This window comes from Methylomonas sp. Kb3 (genome assembly GCF_002834115.1).
GTDB lineage: Bacteria > Pseudomonadota > Gammaproteobacteria > Methylococcales > Methylomonadaceae > Methylomonas > Methylomonas defluvii.
On the sequence record NZ_PIZT01000068.1, the window covers coordinates 450,519 to 464,590 of the forward strand.

At 52.4% G+C, this 14,072-nt stretch carries 13 protein-coding genes; 3 read left to right on the forward strand and 10 right to left on the reverse strand.

Going from position 1 to position 14,072, the window contains the following annotated elements:
* Positions 1 to 8: 8 nt before the first annotated feature.
* The 10 genes from CWO84_RS20880 to CWO84_RS20930 form a co-directional block, all read right to left on the reverse strand.
* Complete coding sequence (locus CWO84_RS20880) at positions 9 to 641, reverse strand: response regulator transcription factor (protein WP_051669661.1); 633 nt, start codon at positions 639 to 641, stop codon at positions 9 to 11.
* Positions 642 to 772: 131 nt separating this feature from the next.
* Positions 773 to 1,522 (reverse strand): flagellar brake protein, encoded by a 750-nt coding sequence (locus tag CWO84_RS20885; RefSeq protein ID WP_033155500.1) that lies wholly within the window; start codon positions 1,520 to 1,522, stop codon positions 773 to 775.
* Between the two features lie 341 nt (positions 1,523 to 1,863).
* Positions 1,864 to 2,226 carry a roadblock/LC7 domain-containing protein gene (locus CWO84_RS20890; RefSeq protein ID WP_033155499.1) on the reverse strand — a complete coding sequence of 121 codons (363 nt, stop codon included), beginning with the start codon at positions 2,224 to 2,226 and terminating at the stop codon, positions 1,864 to 1,866.
* 10 nt (positions 2,227 to 2,236) lie between these two features.
* Positions 2,237 to 2,800 (reverse strand): protoglobin domain-containing protein, encoded by a 564-nt coding sequence (locus tag CWO84_RS20895; RefSeq protein ID WP_033155498.1) that lies wholly within the window; start codon positions 2,798 to 2,800, stop codon positions 2,237 to 2,239.
* Between the two features lie 627 nt (positions 2,801 to 3,427).
* Complete coding sequence (locus tag CWO84_RS20905; RefSeq protein ID WP_033155496.1) at positions 3,428 to 5,344, reverse strand: pentapeptide repeat-containing protein; 1,917 nt, start codon at positions 5,342 to 5,344, stop codon at positions 3,428 to 3,430.
* 117 nt (positions 5,345 to 5,461) lie between these two features.
* Positions 5,462 to 6,892: a two-component system sensor histidine kinase CreC gene (creC, locus tag CWO84_RS20910; RefSeq protein ID WP_033155495.1), complete on the reverse strand. Its 1,431-nt coding sequence runs from the start codon at positions 6,890 to 6,892 to the stop codon at positions 5,462 to 5,464.
* Positions 6,889 to 7,581 carry a two-component system response regulator CreB gene (gene creB / locus CWO84_RS20915; RefSeq protein WP_101054962.1) on the reverse strand — a complete coding sequence of 231 codons (693 nt, stop codon included), beginning with the start codon at positions 7,579 to 7,581 and terminating at the stop codon, positions 6,889 to 6,891. The genes creC and creB overlap by 4 nt, the downstream gene beginning before the upstream one ends.
* Before the next feature lie 4 nt (positions 7,582 to 7,585).
* Positions 7,586 to 8,002 (reverse strand): DUF350 domain-containing protein, encoded by a 417-nt coding sequence (locus CWO84_RS20920; protein WP_051669659.1) that lies wholly within the window; start codon positions 8,000 to 8,002, stop codon positions 7,586 to 7,588.
* A 2-nt stretch (positions 8,003 to 8,004) separates the two neighbouring features.
* A complete protein-coding gene (locus tag CWO84_RS20925; RefSeq protein WP_101054964.1) occupies positions 8,005 to 9,135 on the reverse strand; it encodes a glutathionylspermidine synthase family protein in 1,131 nt (376 codons plus the stop codon).
* A 2-nt stretch (positions 9,136 to 9,137) separates the two neighbouring features.
* On the reverse strand, positions 9,138 to 10,340 hold the full coding sequence (locus CWO84_RS20930) for a hypothetical protein (RefSeq protein ID WP_101054966.1): 1,203 nt from the start codon (positions 10,338 to 10,340) through the stop codon (positions 9,138 to 9,140).
* A gap of 531 nt (positions 10,341 to 10,871) precedes the next feature.
* On the opposite strand from CWO84_RS20930, the gene CWO84_RS20935 reads away from it, so the two are divergent.
* From CWO84_RS20935 to CWO84_RS20945, 3 genes are all read left to right on the forward strand, one after another.
* On the forward strand, positions 10,872 to 11,684 hold the full coding sequence (locus tag CWO84_RS20935; protein WP_101054968.1) for a formate/nitrite transporter family protein: 813 nt from the start codon (positions 10,872 to 10,874) through the stop codon (positions 11,682 to 11,684).
* Positions 11,685 to 11,759: 75 nt separating this feature from the next.
* Positions 11,760 to 12,203, forward strand: a complete 444-nt coding sequence (cynS, locus tag CWO84_RS20940) for a cyanase (protein ID WP_101054970.1) — start codon at positions 11,760 to 11,762, stop codon at positions 12,201 to 12,203.
* A 19-nt stretch (positions 12,204 to 12,222) separates the two neighbouring features.
* A complete protein-coding gene (locus CWO84_RS20945) occupies positions 12,223 to 14,049 on the forward strand; it encodes a bifunctional protein-serine/threonine kinase/phosphatase (protein WP_240618110.1) in 1,827 nt (608 codons plus the stop codon).
* Positions 14,050 to 14,072: the final 23 nt, after the last annotated feature.

Genomic DNA, 14,072 nt, shown 5'->3' on the forward strand with positions numbered 1-14,072 from the left:
ATCGGGAATCATACGCCTTTATGCATAATCAAGCCATGGCTATTGGCAAATTTTGTCAGTGTGTCCCGACTGTCGATAACCAGTTTCAGCTTGATTTGAGTTTGGCAATTGGAGACCGTTTTACTGCTGATACCGAGTTGCGCGGCTACCGTTTGCAACGAACAACCTTCGGCTAATAGGCAAAACACATCAAACTCGCGGGAGCTCAGAGAAACAAAGGGTTCTAACTGTTGTTTGATTTGCCGCATGGCCAGCAATTGGGCAATCTCTTGGTCCAGGTAATATTCACCCTGCACAATCGTGCGGATGATCTCAGCCAACTTGGCCGCGTCGGGAAACCATCTCAGCAACCCGGTCACTCCGACCTGCAAATACGTCAGGGCATGGGCGCTGGAATGGCTAAGCAAGGCTACAAACTTACAGGTGGGTGTAATGCCTTTTATTTGATCGATCAGATCCAGATTGTCTAGCAACGCCGCGTCACCATCGATCAGGACGACGTCTAAAGCCAACAAATTCATCGGTTCCGTAGTGTTTGGCTCGATTGTGATGACGGCAATGCCTTGGTTTTCCAATTCTTTCGGATTAAGGCTAATTTCTGCAAACCCTTGCGCGGGTAGCAATAACCTGATGACTGACACGATATATTGCCTATTGTCTAAACGGGTGGAATGGCAAACCTAGGACCTTTTGGTAAATAAGGTATTGCCGTTTTTAGTTTGAGCCCAGCTAAACTTGGAGATTAACGGAAACAGCGCGAGTTAGCGCCGATTCAATGACTCTCGATGTTTTTCAGCATCCGTTCGATAGATTGCATGTAGATCTGCACACTACTCTCAAAAGCCGGCGAAATGGCGGTAAATTGAAAACCTATGCGATGCGCAGTGCTTATCGTATTGGTTTTGACGTCGATACTGTATTTGGCGCGCATCGCAACGTCGGCGTGGTGGTGTTCGTGGTCTTGCAGAAATAAGGTGCAACTGACGACTTCAACACTAAGCAATTCCTGTTGCAAATCATGGTCCGGATTCAATAAAGCCAGTCCGCACAAGCCAATATCGATCAGTTTGAAGGTTTTAACGACAGATATTTGTTCGCCATCCGCACCGCTTAGCTTAAAACCGAATTGGCAATACGTGCCGGCATGCGACTGCGGCACTTTCACCCGGTAATAATTACGCCGTTGCCGCCAGTACAGTCTATCGGGCAAGGGCATGGTCAGTACCGCACCATGCGTGCTTTGCGCCAGTTTGATGTTCACCCCTTGAAAAGCCGCATCAATCCCATCCACCTGTGTGAAGAAATGCGCGCGCTTGCTCAGTAACAAACGGTCTGTCAATTCCTGGGTGGGCGCAATGTCTATCGCCAAGGTATTGTGTTTAGGGTCGATTTGCACAATCGCAGTTAAAAACGCCTGATTATCCGCGCCATAGCGAGCCGACAAAATGCAATTACGCTGCTGGATCTCCGTTAAATAATTGACAATCTGTTTCGGGCTAAAAATCGCGTAGTCGTTTTCCATTGCTAGTGATCATCGGTTTTGCAAATATGCGGAAAATATACGTTAAAAACCGGATTGTTGCCTTGTTGGAAATAAGTAGGGGCTTAAGCTTTTTAGGGCGGGGACGTTTAGGTCTAGTGGGTGCGACACTGGAGCAACGAGCGAGTGCCGATGTGACAAATTCAGGCTAAGTTGTCAGGGAAGCATAGCGCGCACCTTGATCTGTCTAGCTTTGGTATTGACATCCCCCTGGGAGCGGTAAAGGTATTTGAAGGCGGGGATCGACCGCCTGATGCGGAAAACAGTCTGACCGGTGGTAAGATCGAGGTGACGGGCGTAATCCCGTCACTCCAATTCAATCTTTACAGCATCTCCGCGATCTGAACCGCCGCTCGCTTAACATCAAGAAATATCAAGCCCAATTTGGCCGATGACTTGGTTAAAACGGTGAGAACACCCTCAGAACCGGCATAGGTCATTAACACATAGCCGGCCTTGCCTTTGATCAGCACTTGCTCCAACTCGCCTCTCGCCAGCTCTTGCGCAGTCCGGTCACCCAATGACAACATGGCGGCGCTCATCGCGCCTACCCGGTCTTCGTCCATGGAAGCCGGTAATACCGAGGCCATCATTAAACCATCAGTCGATATCACGCCACTGGCTTCGATGTCGGCCGACGAACCATTCAATTCCGTCAAAACAGATATTAATAAATCCGCGCGCATAGTGATCTCCTTATTTGTCTCTGTAGGCCAAGGCCAGATTGGTGAATAACGTGCGGCTCATGCCGGAAATTTTCAAAAACTTTTCCAGTTCTTCCGCCAGGCTCGAGGCTTGATAGGATTGCTGCATCACCAGCAATGAAAAGCCGGTTACCGAGTTAACCGCGGCAATCGTCCGAGCGCAATATTGCTTATCGTCACCAAAGGTTTCAACTATCAGTGTGAAAAGACGGTTATTGATCAAAGTCATCGCTCCGGCCATGAATTCGACAGGCAACTTAACCTTGACATGCACATCACCGACCTTGAACATCTGTGCGGTAAAGTCTTTATCATAGGGGCCTGTGAATAGCCCTTCCATCCATAGGCGGTGGGTATTTTTCAAACCCTCGACTCGGCCTTCCAGAAACGAAGCCGTTTCCGGTATGGTGCTCAACTGTTGATAAAATTCGTCGGTTACCGCCGCCAGATACGGCTTAATTTGCGACCCAACCTCTAACAACAAAGCTTCCTTATCGGGGGTAAACCCGCTAAACGATTTGCCGTATACGGTCAGCTTTTCGAAATCCAATGACATTAAAAACTCTCCTCGTGAACTAAAAAAATTGCAGCCGACTTTGTGGGGGTGTTTTTAGTGCGGCCGCATGGTCTTGCTAGTTAGACTCAGCGAGGAAAGCATATACCAGGTTTTTTGTTAGGTATTTTTTTGCACGGCTTATTTGTGGCTTATGAGAATTAGCTCGCAAACCATCGTGTTATTAATTTTTCGAGCGTCTATCGCCAAAGCATTCTGCTTAAGGTCAATTTGTAACATTACGGTTAAAACCGCTTGATCATTAACCGCATAGCGAGCGGACAAAATGCAATGACGCCGCGGGATTCCCGTTAGGTAATTGATCATGTGTTTTGGGCTGGAAATCGCGTAATTGTCTTCCATCGATAGTGATCGCCGGTTTTGCAAATATGCGGAAAATATACGTTAAAAACTTGATTGTTGCTGACTGGAAACAAGTGATGTTTAGGGCTGGTTGGCGATAGTGGTTGCGTGACAAATAGAAGCTAAATTGTTAGGGAACACTTCGCGCACTCTAGCCTAAAAGGCTGTGAGGGGACCTAAGCGAGCATCGAGCGTTTGTTTGATGAATTGGATTCGTTGGGGGCGTTAACTGCGGATGGCTTTTGCTCAGTTGTGGGTCACGGCAGCTTATTCGCACAACTTAGCGCCAGCGGCAAGCGGATCGAATCCTTCCGGCCATTTACTCTTAACGTCGAAACACAGGCCTGTAAGCTGCGCATCCTCCAGATTCGCTGTGGAAAAATTCACATCTCTTAACTTGACGTTGGATAAATTGGCGTGGGCAAACGAAGCTTCGCTAAAGCTTACTGCCGTAAAATGAGCATTGGTGAGATTGGCGTATTCGAAGTTAGCTTTTTGATAGCTTCCGCCTTGAATATCCAAACCGATCAGCGTGGCATGCGAAAAATCGCTGTTGTCGAAATTGGAGTGCTGAAATCTAAATCTCGACAAGTCTCCGTCAACATAGTAGGAATTCGAAGCATCTATACCTTGCAGTACTATTCCCCATGGAAAGCGATACGTAGTTGGTGGAGCGGTTCGCGGGGGATTTTCCTTGCAACCAGTCCATATACGAAAGACCAGTAATTTTGCTATATCCAAGTTATACGGCAACTTAGTATGGCAGTCGACAATAACGGGACCCCAATCAACATCGGTGAGATTGGCCTTGGACAAGTCAGAGTCTTGTAGATTAGTAATTTTCCCTTCTGCTACGCCAAAAATAGCTCCCTTAAGATTCGTGGATTGAAAGATCGTGCCGCGTAAATCGGCACCTCGAAAGTCCGCGCCAGATAAATCCTGATCAACGAATTTCAAACCGCGTAGATTGGCTGAAACCATACGTTTGCCGTGCAATTTAGTGTTGTTGATCGAAGCTCCCTCAAAGGAAGCGAGCCTCATGTCGGCTCTAGAAAAATCGGCATCATCGAGTATCGCGTTGTCGAAGTTTGTGGCAAACAAAACGGTGTCACCAAAGTCGGCGTGTCGAAGATCAGCGTGATTGAATTGTGTTTCGGATGCGCTTTTTAGATTACGAAATTTCGCATGACTGAGTTTCGCTCCCTTGAAATTAGAGCTATGTATATCGGATTCAGAGAAATCGGCATTACTCAAATCGGCTCCGGAGAAATCCGTATTGCTAAGTTTGGCGCCCCGGAAATTGGCACCAGCCAAATTCAGGCCGGCGAAAGACGAATGATCCAAATCATTTTCGTAACCGCTAAAGTCTCTGTCGTCCCCAAGTTCTTGAATTCTTCCAAGTTTTAACAAAGCAAAAGTTTTTCCATGTCGAGCAGTACTATTCTGTATATCCAGTTTTTGGATAGCCTGATAGTCTGCCAAAGCAAGTTCATAGGCGCCTTGTTTGTATCGGGCGTCGGCCCGGCCTACCAAGGCTGATAGGTCTTTGAGTCGTAGTTTAAGTATTTGGTTAAACGCCAGTTCTGCCGCAGCATAGTCCTGATTTCGAACGAAAAAGGTGGCTGGTTCTCGTAATAACACTTGGTTTTTACGTGTGTTTCGTAACAGGGAGAATAAGGAATTCCGTTTTTTTCGGTAAGCATCAATGGCTTTTTGATATCGATTATCGCCGTGCTCAATAGAATATACATAAGGGAACATCATGCACATGCTAGTTTTGAAACCATTCCGAGCATTGCCGTCAGCAAACACGGTTACCTCCTTGCCAACAGAAAAATCCCATCCGCAACTCGCGCTATTGTTATGAAATTCGATATCGATCTCTTTGGATTCCGGTCCTTTATAGGAGGTTGTCAGTTTAAATTTAGCGCGGCTTGATGCGAGTTCATCGGGTATTGTGGCAATGCTATATTTGTCCGCTACGGATGTCGGCACAATTTTTTCAACCGATTCAACAATACCTTTGAAAATCAATGTGCTGGCTTGAAGATACTCTTCCGGCTCTGGATCCCAACAACTGCAAGCAAATACCTGTATCGGCAATACAGCCAAGCAGAAAACTATGACCTTAAAGATCATATTTGCCAGCTTGCCACGCTTGGCTGGTTTTGAGAATACGGACATTGAAATTGACGACTGCAATTATCGATGTTTTCATTTTTCTTCCTTTGGCTAGTCAGAATTCAGGAGTTTGGAATGATGATCAGACAAAGGTAAATTGATCGTCGATTGCAATGTTTCTCAATCACTTTCCGGCAAATTCAACGCTGCCATCGCCCCGCCGCCCTCTGCATTGCCGACCTTGATCTCGCCGCCATGTAGCGCAGCCACTTCTCGAACGAAAGCCAGTCCCAGGCCGGTGCTCTTACGGCCATTGTTGGGGCGGGGCAGGGAGTAGAAGCGTTCGAACACTCGCGCCAGCGCGTAGTCAGGAATGCCTGGGCCGTGGTCGCGGATGCGCAAGATGATTTGTTTGCCGTCGCGGCGGCCGTCGATTTCGATTGTGGACTCGGCAGGGGCAAAGGCCAAGGCGTTATCCAAAAGATTGGAGATGGCCTGCCGCAATAAAAACTCTTCCGCCAGCACTGGTAGCGGTTCGTCTAGCGACACGGCGGTTTGCAAATGCAGTTGCAGCAATTGCGGGGCTTTTTCCGCCAGGACGCTATTGACCATCTCACCTAAATCCAATAGTTGTGGATCGGATAATTGCTGGCGCTGCTCTAACTCCGCCAGCCCCAATAGCCGTTCGATTAACTGGTCCAGGCGCTCGGCTTGTTCGCGGGCATTGGCGGCGAAGCGGCGGCGGTTGGCATCCGGCAGCGGTTCTTCCAGCAATTCGGCCGCGCCACGAATGGCGGCCAGCGGGCTTTTCATTTCATGAGTCAAGGTTTGTACGTATCGTTCGACGTATTGTTTGCCTTCCAGTTCCTGGCGCATGCTTTCCAAGGCGTGTGCCAGTGTGGACAATTCGACGCTGCGCAATTTGGGCGGGCTGGCTTTGCCGCCGGACGCGATGCTGCGCGCATAACGGACCAATAGCTCGATGGCGCGGGTCAAGCGCCAGTTGAAAACCGCGCCGAATAGTAAAGCGCCGCCGAACAACCAGAAGGCCCCGCGTTGTATGGCATGCTTGCTGGCGTCGACAATGGGTTGCAGCAGGGCGGTGGGGTAGGCGACGGTAACCACACCTATCAATTTATCGCCGTAGCGCACCGGCGCCGCGACATGCATGGTCGAGCTGGCCTTATCGCCGGGATTGGCCTGCGAGGAACGCGCGCCGTATTGGCCTTGCAGGGTTAGATACACATCGTTCCAGCGCGAGTAGTTTTCGCCGATTGCCGTTCCCGCCGAATCAAATTGGACGATGCCGGCCGCGTCGGTGACGTAAACCCGGTAATCCAGCGTTTGTTTCGGAAAGCCGAAGATGGTCGCGGATACCGGCCGCTTGCTGTAGCGCTTGACCGCTTGAGCGAAATGGCCGTCGGCGATGCTGCCTTGCCGCAAATCCGGCGCGGCCAGTTCGGCCAGCAGGTTGGCGGTATCGACCAAACTGGCTTCCAGCGCGGTGCGCACGCCGGGGTCGATCTGCTTCACCACCAGTAACAGCACCAGTTGCCCGGTCACGGCCACCAGCAGGAAATAACCTAAAAACAGCCGTACCGATAACTTCATCGGCTTTGCAAGCTATAACCCAGGCCGCGATGCGTGCGTATCGGGTCTTGGTTGGCGGCGGCCAAGCGCAGTTTGGCACGCAGGGTTTTGATGTGGGTATCGACGGTGCGGTCGAACACATCGCCGGGGTCTTGCCAGATTCTTTCCAACAGTTGTTCGCGGGAGAAAATCCGCTCGGGGTGTTCGATGAATAGTTTCAGCAACAAAAATTCGTAACGGGTCAAATCCAGCAATTGCCCGTAATAGCGGATGCGGCCGGCTTGGCTATCCAAATCAAACTGGGCGTTAGGCGGCGCTGCTGGCTTATTAGTATCCGCTGTACCAAGTCGGCGCAGAATTACGCCAACTCTGGCCGCCACTTCGCGCGGACTAAACGGCTTGGTCACATAGTCGTCGGCACCGATTTCCAAGCCGACGATACGGTCGATTTCGTCGCCGTGCGCGGTCAGAAAAATCACCGGAATATCCGAAAATCGACGCAACTGCCGGCACAAGTCAAAGCCGTTACCGTCCGGCAGGCCGACATCGAGAATCACCAAAGAGAACTCGGTGGATTGCAATCTGACCAAGGCGGTTTGCAGTAATCCGACGTGCTCGGTTCGGTAACCGCTGCTGTTCAGCACATAAATCAAGGTGTCGGCAATCGCCGGTTCGTCTTCGACGATTAAGATGCGTTTGCTGGCAGTCACGGCGTTAATAAGTCATGCAGGCCGCGCTTAATAAGCCCGCCGCGAGCGCGAAGCCGGCCAGGACGATGGCGGGTCCCAGTTCGTCGTCGGCAATGCGTTTGCACAGGTCCGCGAAAGCCAGCCGCAGTCCAACAAATACCAGCACTTGCAAAAATAAAGCAATACCGGCCCAAATCAACATATCGATAAACGACACGCTGTTGGCGACGGCGCCGGACAGCGCCAACACAAAGCCCAGCAGCGCGGCGCTAAACGCCACGGCCGGCGCGGTTTTACCCTCGCGGATTAGTTTAAATTCCGCGTACGGCGTAATCCACAGATAACAAAAAGCAAACGCGCCGGTTAGCGCGGCGGCCGCGATGAAATGCAGAAAAAAGCCGTTGGCGCCGGCCAGGATGTGAGAGAGGTCTAGCGATTCCATAGTCAATTCTCGACGAAATAATGCGGGATGAAGCGGCTATTGTTGCCGGTGATTTCGGTTTTGTCTTCACGGATGCCGATGCCGGCGGGTTGATCGGCGATGATCCAGGAGCCGATCACCGGGAAATTGCCGCCAAACTCGGGCAGCGGGGTATAGCGTTGATAAATGCAGGACTCGCCCCCGTAACTGCCGCCGGTTTCGACGAGGCTGGCGCCCCGGCGAATCTGGATATTGGCGCCTTCCCGGGAATACAGCGGCTTGCGTACATAATCGCCCAGTAGCGGTCGGTCGGCGAAACTGGCCTCCAGCAGATTGGGGTGGCCGGGAAACAGCTCCCACAAAATAGGCAACAGGCCTTTGTTGCTGAGCAGTAGTTTCCAGGGCGGTTCCAGCATCGCCGGTTGGGCTTGCGGCAGGTAAGGGCCAAACTCTTCTTGCAACAGCCATTCCCAGGGATAAAGCTTGAACAATGCGCGAATCGTGGCTTGGTTCAGATCAACAAAGCGGTGCCCGCTGGCGTCCCAGCCGATTTGTTCGATAGCCAGACGTTGGGTTTGCAGGCCGGCTTGCACGGCGGTATCGCGCAGATATTCCAAGTTGCCGCTGTCCTCGTCGCTGCTATCGACGCCGGCAAAATGCAGGCTGGGCTGGCGCTGCCGGTAATCTTGCCAAAAGCCGAGCAGTTTTTCGTGTATCGAATTAAATTGATCGGCGTCCGGATAGCAATCCCGCAACCAGAACCATTGCACCACGCCGGCTTCCAGCAGTGCGGTGGGCGTGTCGGCGTTGTATTCCAGCAATTTGGGTTGGCCGCTGCCGTCCCAGGCCAGATCGAAGCGGCCGTAAACGCTGGGTTCGCGGCGTTCCCAGGAGTCGACGATATAAGGCACGGCCCAATCCGGAATCAACAATCGCTTGAATAACTTGCGGTCGATGATGGCCTGCACGGCTTGTAGACACAGTGCATGTAATTCGGCGGTGACGTCGTCGAGCATATCGATCTGGCTGGCCGTGAACCGGTAACAGGCCGATTCGTCCCAATAAACATCGCCGTCCAGGGTGTGATAATTCATCCCCACGGCTTCCACCCGCTGCTGCCAATCGGCGCGGGGCCTTAGTTCGATCCGTTGCATGCTTAGCCGCCGAAAGAACTGTGCGAACCGCCGAAGAAGCCAAAGCCGCCGCGCCTGACCGAACTATGGCTGTCCGGGCTGCCGTTGCCGCTATAACGGGAGCTCGAGCCGCCGCCGTGGCCACCGCTGCTTCGGCATTCAATAGGATTGCCCTGGTCGTCGACGCAATCTTGTTGGCGGATCCGAAAATCGTCCGGGTTCCCGTGATAATTGGCTAGCGATAAGCCGCCCAATAACGCCAAGGATACCTGCATGGAACGCCGAGGGACTGCCGCTTGCACCGGCCGGGTTTCCGGTGCGGCTTGCAACACGCTTTCCCAGGTGGATAGCCGAGGATAAAAGTCGTAGTGATAAAGAGCGCCTATCGACAACAGCAGATAAAAATCCAGCCGGTTACCGCACAGCAGAAACAGCGGTAAGCCCAACCAGGCCACGCCATTGGCTATCAATGCGGAACGGAAGGCTCGCTGATGGGCCTGTGCGACGCGCACCGTATAGTTCGAAACGCCGATGGGCGGCTTGGCTAGCGTTTGCAATAGCGGATAGGCCGCCAAGGCGATGGCAACAAACAACAAGCGCACCGGCCAGGCCGGCAATTGGGGCGCGTAACCGGCAAATAGCGGATATTGCCAGTGCAGCATCGTTGCATAAATCACGTACACCAGCAGATAGACGCCGGTCAGCACGGCCATGAAACGAAAGGATGACACCGCTTTATCGAACTCCACGCAGACGGCGCTATTGCTGCTCAACGGGCTGCTGGAGAAACTGCCAAGCCGATAGATGTTACGTCGATACGAATCCACCCATAGTCGCAGCTCTGGAGACAAAAAATTGCCTGCTATTTGAATGGACTCGCGTTGGTTTTTGTTAGAGCCGTGAAAAAAGCGCCAGGATTTCGCATTTCCTTGATCCTGGCTATCAGTCACCAGCAAGGCATGGGTTGGAATGGTGGTTTCGCCGATCCAGCTGCGTTTGACGATTTTGTCGGGATACAGCGTAATCGATTGAGTCGATACGATGCCAAGCAGCGCCCAAGCGGCATAAGCGCCGAATAAAATAAAACTAACTTCGACGATGAAAAAATTACTTAGAAATCCCGCCCAAGCCATTAGGCAGGCCAGCGCAAATCCCAGTAGAGCAAGCAGTTGTCTCCAAGCGCTGTAAGTAAGAACCAGTTTTTTATTAAGCGACGACGATGGCATAGGCTCGGCTAAATAGGGCGATGGAATTAGATGCTGGATAATCGTCGGCGAAGCATAGCCGCTACTCGATGTTTTTGCTGAAAATAGCCGCGAGTGGCCGGTTGCGGGAAGCGGATTGCTGATACTGGCTTCGTATCTGTCTCCGGGCTTGTCTCAGATTGGTGTTTTCATGTTTTGGTGCGGTGGCAGTCCGTTTTGGTGCGCGATGCGGGTTTGGGTTGCTGAGGTTGGCAACAAAAAGCTAGGTCAGCCTGCATTCAAAGCGCTGGCACAATCCGTGCTGGAATTTACCCGGTGCAATGGCGCACCCTCGGTTCCCTTCAACAACGGCGTTGAAACGTTGCTGGTTTTATAACCCGCAATACTGTTTGCTCGGCCGTTGTCCTGCTTTTATCCCTTCAGGACTTTCGCTGACCACAAACACGCCGTTTCCAAGGGAGCTTTAGCTTGCGCATACAGGCTTATTTAAACGAATGTCGGTGCTTGATAACCACCGACATTCAAGTCCTTCCCACAATTTAAAGGTGAGTTATGTCCTATCTGATCCCTTCGGAATTCGTCACAAAGATGGTCGATGCCGGTGAATCCAAAATTTTCATGTCTACCCGCGACACCTTAATCCGCGCTTACATGGCCGGCGCGATCCTGGCGCTGGCGGCGGTATTTGCGGTGTCGATTACCGTGCAAACCAACTCGCCGATCTTTGGGGCGATTTTGTTCCCGGTTGGTTTTTGCATGTTGTATTTGTTGGGTTTCGATTTGCTGACCGGCGTGTTCGTATTAACGCCGCTGGCCTGGTTGGACAAGCGCGCCGGGGTGACGTTGAGCGGCGTGCTCAGAAATTGGGGCTTGGTGTTTTTAGGCAATTTTCTCGGCGCGTTGACGGTGGCGGTGATGATGTCGGTGGTCTTTACTTACGGCTTCTCCGTGGAACCGGACGCCGTCGGCAAAAAACTGGCCGGCATCGGCGAAGCGCGAACCCTGGGCTATGCCAAATACGGCATAGCCGGCTGGATGACCATTTTTATCCGCGGCATGCTGTGTAACTGGATGGTGTCTACGGGTGTGGTGGGCGCGATGATTTCCACCTCGGTCAGCGGTAAAGTGATCGCGATGTGGATGCCGATCATGCTGTTCTTCGGCATGACCTTCGAACACTCGGTGGTGAACATGTTTTTGTTTCCCTCAGGTTTGATCATGGGCGGCAATTTTTCGATCATGGATTATTTTGTCTGGAACGAGATCCCCACCGTGTTGGGTAATCTGGTCGGCGGTTTGGCGTTTACCGGTTTGACGCTGTATTCCACGCATGTCAAAACCGCGCCGAAGCGCTCTTTCAACTAAGCGCCAAGCGATCCGGCCCCGATGCCGCTGAGCACGGGGTTTTTTCTCGCTGTTAACCAAGCTAAGGAGTTAAAGATGACACGCAACGAAGTGACCGAATTGGTCGTTACGCAAAAACTGGCCAAGCAATTGAGCTGGGCACAACTGGCCGAAGCGATTGGTTTGAGTAAGGAGTGGACCACCGCCGCATTGCTGGGGCAGATGACCCTGAATGCCGAACAAGCCGCGATCATTGGTGCGTTGCTGGAGCTGCCGCCCGCGGCTATCGCCCAACTGCAAGTGGTGCCTTACAAAGGTTCGTTGCCCAGCGCTGTGCCGACCGATCCATTGATTTACCGTTTCTACGAGCTGGTGAATGTCTACGGCACTACGTTTAAGGCTTTGATCCATGAAGAATTCGGCGACGGCATCATGAGCGCCATCGACTTTAGTATGGATTTGCAGCGTGAACCCGATCCGAAAGGCGACCGGGTTAAGATCGTCATGAGCGGGAAATTTCTGCCTTACAAGAGTTACTGAGGCTGTTTTGCTGTAAGCCATGTCCGGGAAATTAAGCATCACCGTCGGCCAATATTCCGACAAGGGCCGCAAGCCGCTGAATCAGGATTTTCATGGCATGTATATCGCCAAGGAACCGCAGTTAAGCGCCAAAGGCATTGCCATCGCGTTGGCTGACGGCATCAGCAGCAGCGACGTTAGCCACATCGCCAGCCAGGCGGCGGTGACCGGCTTTTTGGCGGATTATTTTTGCACCTCGGAAGCCTGGTCGGTGAAGAAGTCGGTGCAACGGGTACTGACGGCCACCAATTCCTGGCTGTACGCGCAAACCCGGCAAAACCGCGATTGCTATGACATGGATCGCGGCTATGTCTGCACCTTGAGCGCGCTGGTGATTAAATCCACCACCGCGCATTTGTTTTCCGTGGGCGACACGAGAATTTATCGGGTAAGCGGCGACGAACTGGAGCAGCTGACCCACGACCACCGTTTGTGGTTGTCTCAGGAAAAAAGTTATCTGAGCCGGGCCATGGGCATGGACTCGCATCTGGAAATAGACTATCAGACGCTGACCGTCAGCTTGGGCGATATATTTGTGTTGGCGACCGACGGTGTCTACGAATATGTTAGTTCGCGTTTTGTCACCCAAACCATCGGCGAAGCCGGCGACGATCTGGACGGCGCGGCCCAAGCTATCGTCGCGGCGGCGTACGAAAATGGTAGCGACGATAATCTGACGGTACAGATTGTGCGCATCGACCAACTGCCGCTACCCAGTGCCAACGAGTTGTATCAGTCCTTAACCGATTTGCCGTTTCCACCACAGTTGGAAGCCAGGATGGATTTCGACGGCTACACCATCGTCCGGCAATTGCACGCCAGCAGCCGTAGTCATATCTATCTGGCGGTTGATAGCGAAACCCAGGCCCAAGTGGTGCTTAAAACCCCGTCCATCGATTTGCGCGGCGATCCGGCGTATTTGGAACGCTTTCTGATGGAAGACTGGATTGCCCGGCGCATCAATAACGCCCATGTATTGCAGCCGTGTGCCCAGACCCGCAAACGTAATTTTCTGTATGTGGCGACGGAATTTATCGACGGCCAGACCCTGAAGCAATGGATGATCGATCACCCGCAACCGGACTTGGAAACCGTGCGCGGCATCGTCGAACAAATCGCCAAGGGCTTGCGGGGATTTCACCGCCTGGAAATGCTGCATCAGGATCTGCGGCCAGACAACATCATGATCGACAGCACCGGCACGGTGAAAATCATCGATTTCGGTTCGACGCGGGTGGCCGGCGTGGTGGAGATGAGCGCACCCATCGGCGACAACGCTATCCTCGGTACCGCGCAATACACCGCGCCCGAGTATTTTCTGGGCGAGCCGGGCTCCGTGTGCTCGGAGCAGTTTTCCCTGGCGGTGATTACCTATCAAATGCTGACCGGCAAACTGCCTTACGGCGCGGAAGTGGCCAAATGCAAATCAAGGGCCGCGCAAAACAAGCTAAGTTACGATGCCACTTTGTATCGCAACCGGGATATTCCGGGCTGGGTCGACGATGCGATTCGCAAGGCCGCGCACCCCAACCCGCACCAGCGCTACGAAGACTTGTCCGAATTCATCTTTGACTTACGCCATCCCAACCCGGCGTTTCTGACCAAAACCGGTCCGGCCTTGCTGGAACGCAATCCGGCGGCATTCTGGAAAGGCGTGTCCTGCATTTTGCTGGGCGTTATTGTAGTCTTGTTAATAAGCCAATCCACAAATAACGATCTCCCCAAGTCCTTTAGTTGCAATCAGGACAGCCCGGCGGAACAGGGCGGGCCAGCCTCGGCCAGGGGCGGATCCTTACTCAAGCGCTAACATGTCCGGGTATTGCTAACCCG